Genomic DNA, 16,290 nt, shown 5'->3' with positions numbered 1-16,290 from the left:
CCACGAGTCCCTCGGCTATCAACCCCCAGCCGAGTACGAGGCCGCCCTACGGGCAGCCTCACACCCCAGCGAGTCAGCCGTCCCGGCCCTCGTAACGACGTAGGAACTAAACCTGGGGTACTTCACCGCCCACCGACACAGCCAGCCGGCAACCTCCGCATGCCCACATCACCAAACCAGCAGCCACACAACAGAATCAGTAATCAGCGAAACGCTGGTGAAAGACTGAGGTTAGACCACGCTGCTCGGCTTGCGCCACACGATCGAGTACCGGAAGAGCAGATGGCGCCGAAAGCGCGAGCCGGGCAACAGGTCCGCCGACATCTGTCGCATCTCGCGATAGCTGGCCGGCGGCGGCCACACCACGGGGCTCCCGTGATCCCACAGGGTGTGGCGCCGAATCTGGATGTGCGCGGCCAGGAACGAGACACCCTCCATCAAGAGGTCGCGGGGGAACTCGCTGCGCGCGCAGCTCACCACGACGAGCGTGCCGCCGGGCCGCACCAACTCGGCGAGACGGCCCAGTCCGCGACGGGCGTCCATGTGGTGCAGCGCGGCGAACGACGTCACCACATCGACTGATGCGGGTTCGAAGGGATGCTCGAACACGTCGCCGCAGATGAACTCGATGTCATCCGACTCTTCACGAGCCGCCTCGATGCTCGCCGGGTCGGGGTCGATGCCGGTGACCCGAGGAACAGTGCGGTGAAGGCGTCGGGCCAGCATCCCCTCCCCGCACCCGACGTCGAGCGCGGTCCGTGCCCCGTCCGACGGCCGATCGGTGAGGCGGTGGTAGTGGATGTTGTAGTTCCACCGGTCGCGCTCTGGGATCGTGCTCGACGTCATCTCGCTCCGGCCCGTTGGTCGTTCGCCTGTCCTATTCGGAGCGTACTCGTCCGGCGGGCGCCGACAGCGTCACGCCACCGCGGCCCGGATGACGTCTGTGAACGGTGTGCTGGGACGACCGAGGAGATCGGCGAGATCGGTCGAGGACGTGTCGAGGTCGCCCCGGGCGATGCCGACGTCGGAGTCGGCGAGGACCGCGGGCATCGGTTCGGGTACCCCGGCCGAGGCGAGGGCCGCGGCGTAGTCGGCTTCCGGGAGATCCTGGTAGCGAACGGGTCTCCCGGACACCTCGGCCAGCACGGCGGCGATGTCGGCGTAGGTGAGGTGCTCGGAGCCGCCGAGTTCGTAGACCTTGGGTTCGCCGGCGATCAACGCGGCGGCACTCGCGCCCGCATAGTCGGCCCGGGTCGCCGGCGCGACCTTGCCGTCGCCGGCCGCTCCGTAGAGCACGCCGCCCTCGAGCGTTGGCTGCAGCGACGCGGTGTAGTTCTCCGAGTACCAGCCGTTGCGTAGGAGGATGTGGTCGAGCCCGCTGACGGCGAGGACCTTCTCCGTGGCGATGTGCTCATGCGCCAGCTGCAGTCCGCTCGTGTCGGCCTTGAGCACGCTCGTGTACGCCACCAGTCCGACCTTCGCGGCCACGGCGGCCTCGACGACCGTGGTGTGCTGCGCGATGCGCGACCCGACCTCGGACCCGGAGACGAACAGCAGGCGGTCGACGCCGGCGAACGCCGCGGTGAGCGCCGCGCGGTCGGAGTAGTCGGCGACGCGGACGGTGACGCCACGGTCGGCCAGGGGCGAGGCCTTCGCCGCGTCGCGCACCACCGCGACGATGTCGCCGGCTGCGACTCCCCGCTCGAGGAGGGCCTCGATGGACAACGATCCGAGCTGACCGGTTGCTCCGGTCACCGCATAGGTGGTCATGGTTTCTCTTCTCCGACTGGTGGTGGCATCGCCGGACGTCCCGGCGCTGACGTCAGTGATAGCACTTACTAATCCGCAGTGAAAGCATCGACGCATGCACACCACGATCGGGGGTATGCTCTCGTCCATGTCAGCGCCCGACGTCCCCGACGCCTCTCTCGAGGCCGATGTCTTCGCGCGCAACTGCGGTTCCCGCGACGTCCTCCAGAACCTCACCGGCCGCTGGGGTCTGCTCGCGCTGCTGGCGTTGAGCGAGGGCGACTACCGGTTCAACGCCCTGAGGCGCCGGGTCGACGGGGTGAGCGAACGCATGTTGTCGCAGACGCTGCAGACCCTGGAGCGCGACGGGTTCGTCACGCGGACGGTGCTGCAGAGCATCCCGCCGCGCGTCGAGTACTCGCTCACCGACCTGGGCCGCGCGGTGTCGGTGTCGGTGCGATCGCTGGTCGAGCAGGTCGAGGGCGCGGTCCCGCAGGTGATGGCCGCCCGCGATCGCTACGACACCGATCCGGCTCGGTGAGAGGCTCGTTCGCTGTCGGCGTATCGCCTGTCGAAACACCAGCCTCACCTGCGGCGTTGACACAGCAGACATCACTTTCGCTGAGGGGCTGTCCACACCCTCGGTGACACATCCCCGGTGGCACCGACAGGCGCCCACTACAGTGGTGACAAGGCTTCCGGCGGGTGAGTTGTATCCGCATCACACCTGGTCGGCCGAGGTACGTAAGGGAGAACAATGTTCGAACGGTTCACCGACCGCGCTCGCAGGGTTGTCGTCCTCGCCCAAGAAGAGGCGCGGATGCTCAATCACAACTACATCGGCACCGAGCACATCTTGCTCGGTCTGATCCACGAGGGCGAGGGCGTCGCCGCCAAGTCCCTCGAGTCGCTCGGCATCTCGCTCGAAGGTGTCCGCAGCCAGGTCGAGGAGATCATCGGCCAGGGCCAGCAGGCGCCCTCGGGACACATCCCGTTCACGCCGCGCGCCAAGAAGGTGCTCGAACTGTCGCTGCGTGAGGCGCTGCAGCTCGGCCACAACTACATCGGCACCGAGCACATCCTGCTCGGCCTGATCCGCGAGGGCGAGGGCGTCGCCGCCCAGGTCCTCGTGAAGCTGGGCGCCGACCTCAACCGGGTCCGTCAGCAGGTCATCCAGCTGCTCTCGGGCTACCAGGGCAAGGAGCCGCAGGAGGCCGGGACCGGCGGACGCAGCTCCGAGTCGGGCACCCCGTCGACCTCGCTGGTCCTCGACCAGTTCGGTCGCAACCTCACCGCGGCCGCCGCCGACGCCAAGCTCGACCCGGTCATCGGGCGCGAGAAGGAGATCGAGCGGGTCATGCAGGTGCTCTCGCGACGCACCAAGAACAACCCGGTCCTCATCGGTGAGCCCGGCGTCGGTAAGACCGCCGTCGTCGAGGGTCTCGCGCAGGCCATCGTGTCGGGCAACGTCCCCGAGACCCTGAAGGACAAGCAGCTCTACACCCTCGACCTCGGGTCGCTGGTCGCCGGCAGCCGCTACCGCGGTGACTTCGAGGAGCGCCTCAAGAAGGTGCTCAAGGAGATCAACACCCGCGGCGACATCATCCTGTTCATCGACGAGCTGCACACGCTCGTCGGCGCAGGTGCCGCCGAGGGCGCGATCGACGCCGCCTCGATCCTCAAGCCGAAGCTGGCTCGTGGCGAGCTGCAGACCATCGGTGCCACCACGCTCGACGAGTACCGCAAGTACATCGAGAAGGACGCCGCGCTCGAGCGTCGTTTCCAGCCGGTCCAGGTCGGCGAGCCCTCGGTGGAGCACACCATCGAGATCCTCAAGGGGCTGCGCGACCGGTACGAGAGCCACCACCGCGTCTCCATCACCGACGGTGCGCTGGTGGCCGCGGCCACCCTGGCCGACCGGTACATCAACGACCGCTTCCTGCCGGACAAGGCGATCGACCTCATCGACGAGGCGGGCGCGCGCATGCGCATCCGTCGGATGACCGCGCCGCCGGACCTCCGCGAGTTCGACGACAAGATCGCCGGCGCGCGCAAAGAGAAGGAATCGGCGATCGACGCCCAGGACTTCGAGAAGGCCGCGAACCTGCGCGACAAGGAGAAGCAGCTCGTCACCGAGCGTGCCGAGCGTGAGAAGCAGTGGCGCAGCGGCGACATGGACGTCGTGGCCGAGGTCGACGACGAGCAGATCGCCGAGGTGCTGGGCAACTGGACCGGTATCCCCGTCTTCAAGCTCACCGAGGAGGAGACCACTCGTCTGCTCCGCATGGAGGACGAGCTGCACAAGCGGATCATCGGCCAGGTCGAGGCGGTCAAGGCCGTGTCGAAGGCGATCCGTCGTACCCGCGCCGGTCTGAAGGACCCCAAGCGTCCGTCGGGCTCGTTCATCTTCGCCGGTCCGTCCGGTGTCGGTAAGACCGAGCTCTCGAAGGCGCTGGCCAACTTCCTGTTCGGCGAGGACGACGCGCTCATCCAGATCGACATGGGCGAGTTCCACGACCGCTTCACCGCATCGCGTCTGTTCGGTGCCCCTCCCGGCTACGTCGGATACGAGGAGGGTGGCCAGCTGACCGAGAAGGTCCGGCGCAAGCCGTTCTCGGTGGTGCTGTTCGACGAGATCGAGAAGGCGCACTCGGAGATCTACAACACGCTGCTGCAGGTGTTGGAGGACGGTCGCCTCACCGACGGTCAGGGCCGCACGGTCGACTTCAAGAACACCGTGCTGATATTCACCTCGAACCTCGGTACCGCCGACATCTCCAAGGCCGTGGGCCTGGGCTTCTCGTCCGGCGACGGGACCGGCTCGAACTACGAGCGGATGAAGCAGAAGGTCAACGACGAGCTGAAGAAGCATTTCCGCCCGGAGTTCCTCAACCGCATCGACGACATCGTCGTGTTCCACCAGCTCACCCAGGAGGAGATCATCACGATGGTCGACCTCATGCTCAACCGCGTCGAGGGTGCGCTGAAGAACAAGGACATGGCGCTCGAGGTCACCGACAAGGCGAAGAGCCTGCTGTCGAAGCGCGGATTCGACCCGGTGCTCGGTGCGCGGCCGCTGCGTCGCACCATCCAGCGCGAGATCGAGGACCAGCTGTCGGAGAAGATCCTCTTCAACGAGATCACCCCCGGACAGATCGTCCTGGTCGACATCGACGAGTGGGACGGCGAAGGCGACGGAGACGGCGTGAAGTTCACCTTCAAGGGTGAGAAGAAGCCCGTCGAACTGCCCGAGTCGCCGGTGGAGCTGACAAAGGCCGCCGACTGATCCGCGGCTGACCGACAACCCGACAAGGGGCGCAACCGTTTCGGTTGCGCCCCTTCGTCGCGTTCGGCCGCCCTGTCGGTGCCCGTGGTGCCCGTGGTGCCCGTGGTGCCCGTGGTGCCGAAGGTGCCGCTGATAGCCGTGAGCGATGACCTTGCCCACTATCGGGCGCGAGGTGGTGGTGTATCGGCGCCCGAGACGTTGTCCTGGATGAGACAGGTATTCACACCGACTTGAAGGAGGCATCTCCATGGCAGTCTCGACCACGCCGGTTCGTACCCAACTGAGCACATTGCTGACACTGACCCACACCGAGATCCGGATCGCCCAGACTCGCGTCGCACAGGCCCGCACCGAAGCGGTGGCCACCGAGCTCCGCGAGAACGCCGAGAACGGCAAGGTGCGCGCGATCGCGATCGCGAAGGTCCTCCGTGAACTCGGTGGCATCCCCGAGATCACCCGCCCGCTCGTCGGGCGCGGTGTCGCGCTGGGCAAGACCGTCCTCGAGCAGGCGCAGCCGCTCGACGAGGCACTGCTCGGTGACCTCGCGCTCGAGCAGCAGCTGCTCGGCCGCGCCAAGTACGTCAAGGCGCTGGGCACGGCGCATGACCTGCCGTCGGTGATCGACCTCGCCGACACTCTCATCGACGCACACTCGGCGACCGTCGACTGGCTGACCACCGTCCTCGCCGAAGAGGCCATCGGCGGACCCGCGGCACTGCGCCGCACCCCCACCCAGTGGGCGAGTGGCGTTCTGGCCACCGCGGTCACCCTGCCCGGAACCGTCATCGCACGTGGTGCGGACCGCGTCATCGACTCCGTGAGCCGCGTCCCGCAGCGGATCGGCGGATTGCGATCGGCAGCGAAGGAGACCACCGACGGCCTGCGCTCGGCGGCCAAGGAGACCACCGAGACCGTCGCGGTCACGCTCACCGCGGGACGCGACGCCGCACTCGAGGCCGCCGAGGAGGCCGCACGTGAGACCGGCGCGACCGGTATCGCCGAGACCATCCACTCCGCGCGCGTCGCCACCGGCACCATCACCGCCGACGACCTCCCGATCGATGGCTACGACGACCTCACCGTCGGCTCGGCCGTATCGGCGATCAAGGAACTCGACAAGCCGTCCGACATCCGCCTCGTCGTCGACTACGAAGAGGCACACAAGGATCGACAGGGTGTCGTCTCCGCGGCGCAGACCCAACTCGCCTCGATCGCCAAGGAGATCGCCGGCACCAACTGACCGGATCGCCCCTGCTCGCGCTTGATACCGTACGCACGTCAAGCGAGAGCAGGGAGTCGGTCACGTGAGTCACCCGAACCACGAATGGGATCGGGGCACGCCGTATGGCGGCCCACCGCTGCCACCGCCACCTCCCGGCGGTGGCAGCGGTCGTTCGCTGATCATCCTCACCGTCGTGCTGACGGTTCTGCTCGCTGTCATCGCCGCCGTGGGTGTGGTGGCCTATCAGCAGTTCGGTCCCGGCGGGGACACGTCCACGGCCGCGGCCACCACGACGTCGTCGCCGGCCGGCCCGAGCGACACCCGGCCGTCTGCAGCCGAGTCGTCCTCGGTGGACCCGTCGTCACCCGAGTCCGGCGACAGCGAGCAGTGCCCGACCCCGTCTGCCGGCCCGGCCACCCCGACGGGGTGGAAGTCGGTCACCGGGAAACGCGGTCTGGCCTACGACGTACCGCCCAGCTGGACCGTGAAGCCCTGCGGCACCGTCATCGGTTGGGAGAAGAAGTGCACCGACGGCCCGTTCGGCTTCTGCCCGATCCGCACGATGAGCGGTGCCGCGACGCTCGAGTCCACCGCGTGCCCGAAGAGCACGCTCGCCGACGCCGGCCTCCCCGGTGCGTCCGACACGAGCGACATCATGCAGGCGGTGCGTGACGAATCGGCTCTGGTGGCCGACATCTACACCTCGGACTCCGGCCGGGTTCCCCGCGTGCAACTGAGTGCGCCACGGCGATTCACCGTCGGCGGTGCCGAGGCGGTCCAGGTGGTCGCATCGGTCACCGGCGTCGAGACGTCTCCCTGCCAGGGCCCCACCGCGCTGCACAGCATGGTGGCCACCACCGTTCCCGGACAACCGGGTTCGGTCATGTTCGTCATCGCCCTGCCGCAGGGCATGGCCGGCGCGGTCGCGCCCTCGATCGGCGACCAGATGGTCGCGACGCTGCGCCGCATCGGCTGAGCCGAACGGCGCTGACGACCTACGCGGCGGGATACAGCGGAGCGTCTGGCCAGGTGATGTCGACGCGCGGCGCGCGTGAGAGCCGCTCGGCCGCGAGGCGAGCGAGCTGGTGCTCGACGTCGATGAACGGCGGCGGCGGTTCTAGGGTGTCCGACGGGTCGACCCACGGGTCTTCGATCGCCGAATGCTGCTGTAGCAGTTTGTCGATGCGGTGGAGGTGGTTGGCACGGAGCTTCTCGGGCGGGTCGGTGTTGCGACGCCAGCCGTAACGGCCCTTGTCGGGGCCGTCGGTGATCTTCTCGGTCGACCACTGGTGGGGTTCAGGACCGACAGCCCGATTGCGGCGTCCGCAGGCCGGTGCCATGTGTGGCGAGTCGGTGTGTCCGCCGTCGGCCCAGTCGGTTTCGGCGTGATGCATTTCGGTATGCGCGAACGGGACGGCGCAGTCGTCTTTGCTGCAGCCGCTGTACTGGGCGAACGCCATCAACCGTTGCGCTTGCGACGCGAGCCGCCGGCCGCGTCCGAAGAACAGGGGTTCGCCGGTGACGTCGTCGAACACCGCGAGATGGGTCTGTGCGTCGGCGGCGAGCTTTACGACGTCGCTGATCGGTAGGTCACTGCCGGTGGTGGTGCGTGCAACACCGGCGTGCTCGCGCAGTTGTGCGTCGGTGATGGACACGATGATCTGCGGCGGCAATCCTCGATGCGACCCACCGAGGAGTCCACCGTTCACCGCGGCGTCGAGCAACGCTTTCAGTGCATCATGGTTCCGCTGACTCTGTGAACGGCAGTCCCGATCGGCCGCCTCGCGGAGAAGGTCGGCGCTGATGTCGCTGCCATCGCCCTTGGGTGACTGATCATCGTCGGGATTGTTCATCCCGGGAGCCGCCCACTTCGCCAAGACCACGTCGAACAGTGCTCGCGTAATCGGATCGAGAGTGGCGGTCAGCTTCGACATCAGCTGGCTGCCCTGACACCCGAGGTTCAGCTTCCGATTTCGTGCACGGTCGCGGTCGTCGGTGAGGGTCCCGTCCGGGTCGAGGTGGGCCAGGATCCGCACACCGACCGCGCCGATCTCCCTCGGTGTCAACGTCGTCGCGAAGCCGGCAAGCGCCTTCTCGGCACGCGCCCGATCATCCACATCAACGGCCGACGGAATCTTCTTCATCACGTCCAACGCAGCGTGGACGTGGTCGGGGCCGATGGTTCCGGCGGCCAACTCTCGCGCCGTGTTCGGGCAGGCGGGCGGGAGTTTCTGGCCGGTCAGCGCAAGCATCGTTCCAATGCCTGCACGGCCTGCAGCCGCTTCTTGGGGTGAGTGATCCGCAGCTTGGTTCGCAGGAACTCGGCGACGGTCACGCACCCGACAGTCTTGTGGGCGTCGCGGTCGGAGACCTCGAGGATCCGCTGGTTGCCGATGGATTCGAATTGGCGGACAACGGTTTCGTTGGCGATCGCCAATTGTGCGACTGTCTCGTCGTCAAGGGCGTCTGAGGTCTCTGCGGCGATCTCGTCGACGAGGGATTGCAGGGCAGCGTATTTCGCCACGAGATCGCTCACGGACTGCCCCTCCCCAGGTGTGACTGTACGTCTATTCTAGCACGCGTGTTCGAGGTGTGGGAGATTGATTATGGTGAATAGTGTTGAACGTGAGTGTATTTCGTGTGGGTGGTTGTGTTTAACCGCCGCTGACGGTGCGGAAGCCGGACGCCGAGTGTGCGCTGTTTCGTCGTCGGCGCGCGTGACGCTGTCAGCACACTCGACGACCGTTTCCGCACAGTCAGCAACCGTGGCCCACGCACTCGACGACCGTTTCCGCGCAGTCAGCAGTACCAGCGAGAACTCAGAGCCAGGCGGGCTCCAGGTCGAGGGTGGTGCGATCGAGGGAGGCCAGGAGATCGAACTGGGGTCCGGTCTTGGGGAGCTCGTAGCGGAAGAAGTACTGCGCCGCCGCTCGTTTGCCGTCGTAGAAATCGCCGGTCTTCTCGCCGACGGCGAGGAGCTGCTCGAGCCAGATCCAGCTGATCACCACGTGGCCGGCGGCCTCGAGGTAGACCGTCGAGTTCGCGAGCGACACCGACACGTCGCCGGCCGACCACAGCGCGACCGTCACCTCGGCAAGACAGTCGGCCGCGGCCTTGAGCTGCGTCGCGTAGTCGGCGGCCGGCCCGCCCGCGGCGGCCCCGCGCTCGACGGTCTCGGTGATGGTCCCGACGAGCAGCTGTAAACCCTTGCCGCCGTTCATCACTACCTTGCGGCCGAGGAGGTCGAGACCGTGGATGCCGTGGGCGCCCTCGTGGATCGGGTTGAGCCGGTTGTCGCGGTAGAACTGCTCGACGTCGAATTCCTTGGTGTAGCCGTAGCCGCCGTGCACCTGGATGGCCAGGCTGTTGGCCTCGAGGCACCACTGCGACGGCCAGCTCTTCACGATGGGCGTGAGCACCTCGAGCAGCGTGTGGGCGTTCTCGGCCGCCTCGCCCTCGGTGGTCTGCTCCTCGTCGACGAGCTTGGAGGCGTAGAGCCCCAGGGCGAGAGCACCCTCCACGTACGACTTCTGCGCCAACAGCATCCGGCGGACGTCGGCGTGGTCGATGATGGGGATGGCGGGTGAGCTGGGGTCCTTGTTGTCGAGCGGGCGCCCCTGGGTGCGCACCTTCGCGTACTCGAGCGAGGCGAGGTATCCCGCGTAACCGATTGCGGTGGCGAGGAATCCGACACCGATGCGGGCCTCGTTCATCATGTGGAACATGTACATGAGTCCGTGGTGCTCCTCGCCCACGAGATAGGCGACCGCGCCCTTCTCGTCGGCGGGGGAGTGGGTGCCGTCGCCGAAGTTCAGCAGGCAGTTGGTGGTGCCGCGGTTGCCCATCTTGTGGTTGAGACCCACCAGGGCGATGTCGTTGCGGGTGCCGTCGGGCAGGTACTTCGGGGCGATGAACAGCGAGATGCCCTTCACGCCCGCAGGCGCGCCCGGGGTCTTCGCCAACACCAGGTGGACGATGTTCTCGCTCAGCTCGTGCTCGCCGGCCGAGATCCACATCTTGGTGCCGGTCAGTCGCCAGCTGCCGTCGTCGGCGGGAACCGCCTTGGTGGTGATGTCGGCCAGCGTCGATCCGGCCTGCGGCTCCGAGAGGCACATCGTGCCGTAGAAGCGACCCTCCACCATCGGGCGCACCCAGGTGTCGATCTGCTCGGGCGTGCCGTACTCGGCCAGCAGGTTCGCGTTGCCGACGGTGAGGAACGGGTACGTCGACGACGACGGGTTCGCGGCCTGGAACCACGCCAGCGACGCCTTGCTCACCACCGACGGGAGCTGCAGACCGCCGACGGACTCGTCGAACGACCCGGCGATGAGACCCGACTTGGTGAACTCGGCCAGCGCGGTGCGCACCTCGTCGATGAGGACGACCTTGCCGTCCTCGCCGACGTACGGCTCGTTCTGGTCGCCCTTCTTGTTGTGCGTCGCGAACAGCTCGATCGCCATGTCGGCGCTCAGCGACAGCACGTCGTCGAAGGTCTCGCGCGAGTGCTCGGAGAAACGCTCACGCTCGGTGAGCGCGGTGACGTCGAGCCACTCGTGGAGCAGGAAGTCGATGTCGCGACGGGACAACGGGTCGGCCATGAGTTCTCCTCGATATGAGCACTCGCTAATAAATGAGCGCCCGCTTATGATGCTCTCCGGGTGCGCCGATCGTCAATGGTCGGCGCCCGCCACACCCCCTGACGAGTCGAGAGTCCATGAGCATCACCGCCGGTCGCGCCGGGGCCGCCGATCGCATTCGGCGCGCGGCGATCGACGCCTTCGCCGAGTCGGGATACGCCGGCACGTCCACCCGCGAGATCACACGGCGACTCAACATGAGTGCGACCGCGATGTACCCGCACTTCGACTCCAAGGAGGAGCTGCTCTTCGACATCGCGCTCGAGGGTCACCGAAGCGTGCTGGGGGCGATGCGCGACGCCGACGACCCCGCGGCCTCGCCGACGAAGCGCCTCGAGGCCGTCGTCGCGGCGTTCGCGCGGTGGCAGGCCGAGTTCTCGAGCCTCGCCCGGGTGGTGCAGTACGAACTCGGAGCCCTGACGCCGGCCCACTACCGCGAGATCGTGGTCATCCGGCGCGAGACGATGGGTGTGATCGCGGCGATCGCGCACGCGGGCCGCGCGGCAGGCGATTTCGACATCGACGACGTCGACGGGATCGTGCTGGCGATCTCGTCGCTGTGTGTCGACGTGTGCCGGTGGTTCCCGTCGGGGGCCTATCGGGACCCGGTCGACCTCGGTGCGGCGTACGCGCGCATCGCACTGCGCATGGTGCGCTGACCCGCGTTCGGGAACACGACACGACGGCTCACGGGACGACCGAGCCCATGAGCCCGAACCAGGCCGCCACCAACAGGCACTGGACCGCGATGCCGGCCAGGGGCACCCAGAAGGCGATGCGGCGTCGGGCCATCAGCACGATCGCGACGACCGACGCGGCGAGCAACACGAGCCCGCCGACCCCGTCCAACAGGATGTAGGCGAGGTTCATGTTCCCGTAGTTGCAGTCGTTGTAGCCGCACGAGTCGGTGATCATGATCCCGAACAGACTGAAGAACGCCACGAACGCGAAGCCGGCCCAGTACAGGACCAGCAGGATCGAGGTCACGATCACGTCGGCGGTCCGCGACGGTCGCTGCGGGGCGAGGTACGGATACGCCGCCGACGACCCCGGTCCGGGCGGTGGTGGCGGGGGCGGGAAGAAGCCGACGTCGTCTCTCATGCCGGGAACAGTAGGTGACCTGCGGCGGGTCCGATAAGGGTGAAACTACCTACTGATAGATCTCGCGGTAGAGGCCGACGATCTCGTCGGCGTCGGGCACCCGCGGGTTGTTCGCCGGCGACCCCGAGGCGAGAGCCTGCTCGGCCATCACCGACAGCCGCGACGACCAGTCGTCGGCGTCGATGCCGTAGGTCGCAGGCGTGGGGACCTCGACGTCGGCACACAGTCGGGTGAGCTCGTCGACGAGCGCGTGGGCGGCGGTACGGTCGTCGGCACCGTCCCCGACCACGCGCATGGCGCGGGCGCAATCGGCGTAGCGGTCGAGCGCCGCATCGACCGAGAACCGTGTGACCGCGGGCAGCAACATCGCGTTCGACAACCCGTGGGCGACGTGGAAGTGCCCGCCGATCGGGCGGCTCATACCGTGTACCAGCGCCACCGAGGCGTTCGAGAACGCCATCCCCGCCTGGGTCGAGGCGACCATCATCGCCGCCCGTGCCTCACGGTCGGAGCCGTCGGCGTACACCCGGCGCAGGGCTCCGGCGACGGTGCGCATCGCGGCCAGGGCGAGGCCGTCGCTGAAGGGGTTGGCCTTGCGGCTGACGTAGGCCTCGATGGCGTGGGTGAGCGCGTCGACGCCGGTGTCGGCGGACAGCCGCGCGGGCATCGACATCGTCAGGTCGACGTCGACGATGGTGGCGATCGGCAGGAACGACAGCCCCGGGCACAGCATCTTCTCGTCGGTGTCGCTGTCGGTGATGACCGTGAACTGCGTTGCCTCCGAACCCGATCCGGCCGTGGTCGGGATCGCGATGATCGGCAGTGCCGGACCGGTGTAGGGGCCGGGTGCGCGGTAGTCGCCCATGGTGCCACCGTGGGCGAACAGCACCGACAGCGCCTTCGCGGTGTCCATGGGGGAGCCGCCGCCGAGTCCGATGACCGCGTCGGCGTCGGCCGCGCGCACCGCCTCCAGTCCCGGGGCCAGCGACGCGGTCGTCGGGTCGGGCACGGTGCCGTCGAACAGGGTCGGGGTGGTCCCGGCGTCGGTGAGCAGGTCGAGCACCCGCTGCGCCACGCCGGCGGTGACCATGAACGAGTCGGTGACGACCACCGGGCGCTGCACCCCGAGGGTCTCGACCACCGACCCGAGGCGGTCGAGGGCACCGGCCCCGATGTACGCCAACCGCGGCAGCGCGATCGCCGCGACGGTCACGAGCGCGACTCGCGCCCGGCCAGCAGCAGCTCGATGGTGAGTTCGAGGCGGTTGGTGACGTCGGCCGCCGTGGCCCGCCGCGTCAGCCACTGCACGAGGTTCGACATCCACACGTCGGAGATGACGCGGGCGATCTTGAGGTCCTCGTCGGTTGGCGTGCCGGTCACCATCGCGTTGGCGAGCAGGCGATCGATGACCGCGCCGACCGCGTCGACCTCGGCGGCGGCCGAGGCGTCGGCGAACATGAACGCGCGAGTCATGGCCTCGGTGAGCAACGGATCGCGCTGCATCGCCAGCGTGATCAGGTCCAGGACGTGGCGCAGACGCTCGAGCGCGGTGTCGCCCTGCAGTTTGCTGCGGTCGGCGCGGCCCTCCACACGTTCGAGCTCGCGCGCGAGGGCGGTCACCAGCAGGTGGACCTTCGAGGGGAAGTACCGGTAGAGCGTCCCGACCGCGACGTCGGCGCGATCGGCCACCGCGCGCATCTGCACGGCGTCGTAGCCGCCCTTCGAGGCCAGCGCGAGGGTGGAGTCGAGGATCCGGCGGCGTCGTTCGCGCTGCGCGGTGGAGCCGAGGTCGGTGTCGGCGCCGCTCTGCGGCGTGGGGGCGGGCCGACGGGCGTCGGCCGCGCTCTCGCTCTGCTCAGCTGGGCTGTCGGTCGTGGGCGCGATTCCGCCCGGTGTCGCCGGCGTGGCCATGGGTCACATCCTCACTTCGCCCGCTTCGCGGCGGGCGAACCGGTTCTCGAATGGATCAACGATATGCCGCGCTCGTCGAAGTCGACGACTTGCCGCACCGTTCCCACCACACGACGTCCTCCCGGGCTTTCTGCTCGAACCGACGCCTGGCATGATTAGAACACGTTCTAGTTTCGTGATCGGTGAGATGAGTGAGGGCGGACCCATGGCGATTGCCGACACCAGCGAGCACGCGTCGTTCACCGACGCCGTCCACCGATGGGCCGAGCACGTCGACACCGTCGCGCTGGTCCGCGCCGAGATCGACCACACCGATCCCCGCGGCGGCACCGACACATGGACCGGGGTCTGGTCGCAGATCGCCGACCTCGGCCTGTTCGCGGTCACGGTGCCCGAACACCTCGACGGCCTCGGGGCGACCTCCGTCGATCTCGCGGTGATGCTCGAGCAGTGTGGGCGCGATCTCGTCCCCGGTCCGCTCGTGGCGACCGCGGTGGCCGCCGAGTTGCTCGCCGGATCCGACCTGGGGGCCACTCTGCTCACCGGCGACCGCAGCGTCGCCCTCGCACCCGCCGGTGTCGCGCCCGGTGCGGACGTCGGGGCCGTGATCCGCGACAGCGCGCAGGGCGTGCTCGTCGACGCCGACACCGTCACGGTGGTCGGCGCGAGCACCGGCGGGCTGGTGCTGCTAGCCGCCGACGGTGGGGAGCGCCGATGGCTCGTCGTCGACCTGGCCGCACCCGGAGTCGACCTGAAGACGGCCACCGCGCTCGACGGCCGCGCCGGGGTGGCGACGATGTCGCTGCGCGGGGTCGCCGCGGTCGCGGTGATCGACGCCCCCGCCGAGGTGGTCGCGGCCCGGCTTGTCGCCGGCCTCGCCGCTCAGGCCTCGGGCATCACGCGGTGGGCGCTCGACACCGCCGTCGACCACGCGAAGGTCCGCAGCCAGTTCGGTGCTCCGATCGGGTCGTTCCAGGCCGTCAAACACCTGTGCGCCGAGATGCTCTGCCGCAGTGAGCAGATGACCGCCGCCGCCTGGGATGTCGCGCACGCCGTCGCCGATGGCGCCGCCCCCGACCAACTGGCCCTGTCGACCGCGGTCGCCGCGGCCGCCGCCGCCGACATGCCGGTGGCGACCACGCAGGACTGCATCCAGGTGCTCGGCGGTATCGGCTTCACCTTCGACCATCCCGCACATCTGCATCTCCGCGCGGCGCTGTCGATCCGGACGATGCTGGGCGGCAGCGAGGCGTGGCGGGCGCATTGTGCCGCCGCCGCGCTGTCCGGGACCCGCCGGCGGGTCGACATCGATCTCTCCGCGGTCGAGGATCGGCGAGCCGAGGTCCGTGCGACCTGTGAGCGCATCGCGTCCTCCGCCGACACCCGTCGCGCGCTGGCCGAGACCGGCTACCTCATGCCGCACTGGCCGGCCCCGTACGGTCTCGGTGCCGGGGCGGCCGAACAGATCCTCCTCGACGACGAACTCGACCGCGCCGGGGTGATCCGGCCCGACATCGTCATCGCGGGTTGGGCGATCCCGACGATCCTCGAACACGGCACCGACGCGCAGCGTGAGCGGTTCGTCGCACCGACCCTCGCCGGCGACATCGTGTGGTGCCAGCTGTTCTCCGAACCCGAGGCGGGATCCGACCTCGCGTCGCTGCGTACCCGCGCCACCCGCACCGAGGGTGGGTGGCGCCTGCAGGGGCAGAAGATCTGGACCTCGGAGGCCCACACCGCCGACTGGGCGATCTGCCTCGCCCGGACCGACGCCGACGTCCCGAAGCACAAGGGCATCAGCTATTTCCTCGTCGACATGCGCAGCCCCGGCATCGATGTCCGACCGCTGCGGGAGATCACCGGCAACGCCCTGTTCAACGAGGTCTTCCTCGACGACGTGTTCGTGGGCGACGACTGCCTCGTCGGCGAGGTGAACGGCGGCTGGCGGCTCGCGCGCACCACGCTGGCCAACGAACGTGTGGCGATGGGCGGCTCCGGTCTGGGCAAGGAGATGGAATCGCTCCTCGAGCAGCTCGGTGATTCGCCGTCGCTGTCGCCGGTGGGTCGCGACACCCTCGGCGCACTGTGCGTCGACGCGCAGATCGGTCGGGTGCTCGACGCGCGGTCGGTGCTGGCGAGCATCGCCGGGATGGATCCCGGTGCGATCTCCAGCGTCCGCAAGCTGATCGGCGCGCGCCACCGTCAGGCGGTGCCCGAGTTCGCGGTCACCGCACTCGGCCAGGCCGGACTCGCCACCTCCGACGCCGCCGACCTGTACCTGCGCAACCGGTGTCTGACCATCGCCGGCGGAACGTCGCAGGTCCTCGCCTCGGCCGCGGCCGAACGGATCCTGGGGCTGCCACGCTGACGGCGTGACACCCCGG

14 protein-coding genes are annotated in these 16,290 nt (G+C 68.5%); 6 read left to right on the top strand and 8 right to left on the bottom strand.

The genetic code is table 11. The features are described from left to right. Positions 1-231 precede the first annotated feature (231 nt). A complete protein-coding gene (locus tag TU34_RS18390; protein ID WP_045824349.1) occupies positions 232-846 on the bottom strand; it encodes a class I SAM-dependent methyltransferase in 615 nt (204 codons plus the stop codon). A 69-nt stretch (positions 847-915) separates the two neighbouring features. Beyond that, positions 916-1,770 carry an NmrA family NAD(P)-binding protein gene (locus tag TU34_RS18385; RefSeq protein ID WP_045824348.1) on the bottom strand — a complete coding sequence of 285 codons (855 nt, stop codon included), beginning with the start codon at positions 1,768-1,770 and terminating at the stop codon, positions 916-918. A gap of 127 nt (positions 1,771-1,897) precedes the next feature. On the opposite strand from TU34_RS18385, the gene TU34_RS18380 reads away from it, so the two are divergent. From TU34_RS18380 to TU34_RS18365, 4 genes are all read left to right on the top strand, one after another. Then, positions 1,898-2,290 (top strand): winged helix-turn-helix transcriptional regulator, encoded by a 393-nt coding sequence (locus tag TU34_RS18380; RefSeq protein WP_150116599.1) that lies wholly within the window; start codon positions 1,898-1,900, stop codon positions 2,288-2,290. Positions 2,291-2,506: 216 nt separating this feature from the next. Then, positions 2,507-5,035: an ATP-dependent Clp protease ATP-binding subunit gene (locus TU34_RS18375; protein ID WP_045824347.1), complete on the top strand. Its 2,529-nt coding sequence runs from the start codon at positions 2,507-2,509 to the stop codon at positions 5,033-5,035. 247 nt (positions 5,036-5,282) lie between these two features. Continuing rightward, positions 5,283-6,275 (top strand): hypothetical protein, encoded by a 993-nt coding sequence (locus tag TU34_RS18370; RefSeq protein ID WP_045824346.1) that lies wholly within the window; start codon positions 5,283-5,285, stop codon positions 6,273-6,275. Positions 6,276-6,339: 64 nt separating this feature from the next. Continuing rightward, positions 6,340-7,233 (top strand): DUF8017 domain-containing protein, encoded by an 894-nt coding sequence (locus TU34_RS18365; protein WP_045824345.1) that lies wholly within the window; start codon positions 6,340-6,342, stop codon positions 7,231-7,233. A 19-nt stretch (positions 7,234-7,252) separates the two neighbouring features. Here TU34_RS18365 and TU34_RS18360 read toward each other — a convergent pair whose 3' ends face one another. The 3 genes from TU34_RS18360 to TU34_RS18355 form a co-directional block, all read right to left on the bottom strand. Beyond that, positions 7,253-8,509, bottom strand: a complete 1,257-nt coding sequence (locus tag TU34_RS18360) for an HNH endonuclease signature motif containing protein (RefSeq protein ID WP_052689042.1) — start codon at positions 8,507-8,509, stop codon at positions 7,253-7,255. Then, positions 8,497-8,793: a hypothetical protein gene (locus TU34_RS22460; protein WP_052689041.1), complete on the bottom strand. Its 297-nt coding sequence runs from the start codon at positions 8,791-8,793 to the stop codon at positions 8,497-8,499. Before TU34_RS22460 ends, TU34_RS18360 begins: the two co-directional genes overlap by 13 nt. A 283-nt stretch (positions 8,794-9,076) precedes the next feature. After that, entirely contained in the window at positions 9,077-10,855 is a 1,779-nt protein-coding gene (locus tag TU34_RS18355) for an acyl-CoA dehydrogenase (protein ID WP_045824344.1), read from the bottom strand. A gap of 116 nt (positions 10,856-10,971) precedes the next feature. On the opposite strand from TU34_RS18355, the gene TU34_RS18350 reads away from it, so the two are divergent. After that, a complete protein-coding gene (locus tag TU34_RS18350; RefSeq protein WP_045824343.1) occupies positions 10,972-11,553 on the top strand; it encodes a TetR/AcrR family transcriptional regulator in 582 nt (193 codons plus the stop codon). A gap of 28 nt (positions 11,554-11,581) precedes the next feature. On the opposite strand, the gene TU34_RS18345 is transcribed toward TU34_RS18350, so the two are convergent. Genes TU34_RS18345 through kstR form a run of 3 tightly spaced genes read right to left on the bottom strand, consistent with a single transcriptional unit; the run spans position 11,582 to position 13,906 of the window. After that, positions 11,582-11,995, bottom strand: a complete 414-nt coding sequence (locus TU34_RS18345; RefSeq protein ID WP_045824342.1) for a DUF6264 family protein — start codon at positions 11,993-11,995, stop codon at positions 11,582-11,584. A gap of 49 nt (positions 11,996-12,044) precedes the next feature. Continuing rightward, positions 12,045-13,208: an iron-containing alcohol dehydrogenase gene (locus TU34_RS18340; RefSeq protein WP_045824341.1), complete on the bottom strand. Its 1,164-nt coding sequence runs from the start codon at positions 13,206-13,208 to the stop codon at positions 12,045-12,047. Continuing rightward, positions 13,205-13,906, bottom strand: a complete 702-nt coding sequence (kstR, locus tag TU34_RS18335; RefSeq protein WP_082080422.1) for a cholesterol catabolism transcriptional regulator KstR — start codon at positions 13,904-13,906, stop codon at positions 13,205-13,207. Before kstR ends, TU34_RS18340 begins: the two co-directional genes overlap by 4 nt. 205 nt (positions 13,907-14,111) lie before the next feature. Here kstR and TU34_RS18330 point away from each other — a divergent pair, with 205 nt between their 5' ends. Continuing rightward, positions 14,112-16,274 carry an acyl-CoA dehydrogenase family protein gene (locus tag TU34_RS18330; protein ID WP_045824369.1) on the top strand — a complete coding sequence of 721 codons (2,163 nt, stop codon included), beginning with the start codon at positions 14,112-14,114 and terminating at the stop codon, positions 16,272-16,274. Positions 16,275-16,290 lie beyond the last annotated feature (16 nt).

Source organism: Williamsia herbipolensis, from assembly GCF_000964005.1.
Taxonomy (GTDB): Bacteria; Actinomycetota; Actinomycetes; order Mycobacteriales; family Mycobacteriaceae; genus Williamsia_A; species Williamsia_A herbipolensis.
The sequence above is the reverse complement of the archived record's forward strand: the minus strand, read 5'-3'. Positions and strand labels throughout refer to the sequence as shown.

What these genes read in the sequence shown, in the direction of transcription:
- TU34_RS18355 (WP_045824344.1), bottom strand. Translation starts at nt 10,855, where the DNA reads ATGGCCGACCCGTTGTCCCGTCGCGACATCGACTTCCTGCTCCACGAG.
- TU34_RS18345 (WP_045824342.1), bottom strand. Translation starts at nt 11,995, where the DNA reads ATGAGAGACGACGTCGGCTTCTTCCCGCCCCCGCCACCACCGCCCGGA.
- TU34_RS18385 (WP_045824348.1), bottom strand. Translation starts at nt 1,770, where the DNA reads ATGACCACCTATGCGGTGACCGGAGCAACCGGTCAGCTCGGATCGTTG.
- TU34_RS18350 (WP_045824343.1), top strand. Translation starts at nt 10,972, where the DNA reads ATGAGCATCACCGCCGGTCGCGCCGGGGCCGCCGATCGCATTCGGCGC.
- TU34_RS18370 (WP_045824346.1), top strand. Translation starts at nt 5,283, where the DNA reads ATGGCAGTCTCGACCACGCCGGTTCGTACCCAACTGAGCACATTGCTG.
- TU34_RS18375 (WP_045824347.1), top strand. Translation starts at nt 2,507, where the DNA reads ATGTTCGAACGGTTCACCGACCGCGCTCGCAGGGTTGTCGTCCTCGCC.
- TU34_RS18380 (WP_150116599.1), top strand. Translation starts at nt 1,898, where the DNA reads ATGTCAGCGCCCGACGTCCCCGACGCCTCTCTCGAGGCCGATGTCTTC.
- TU34_RS18360 (WP_052689042.1), bottom strand. Translation starts at nt 8,509, where the DNA reads ATGCTTGCGCTGACCGGCCAGAAACTCCCGCCCGCCTGCCCGAACACG.
- kstR (WP_082080422.1), bottom strand. Translation starts at nt 13,906, where the DNA reads ATGGCCACGCCGGCGACACCGGGCGGAATCGCGCCCACGACCGACAGC.
- TU34_RS18330 (WP_045824369.1), top strand. Translation starts at nt 14,112, where the DNA reads ATGGCGATTGCCGACACCAGCGAGCACGCGTCGTTCACCGACGCCGTC.
- TU34_RS18390 (WP_045824349.1), bottom strand. Translation starts at nt 846, where the DNA reads ATGACGTCGAGCACGATCCCAGAGCGCGACCGGTGGAACTACAACATC.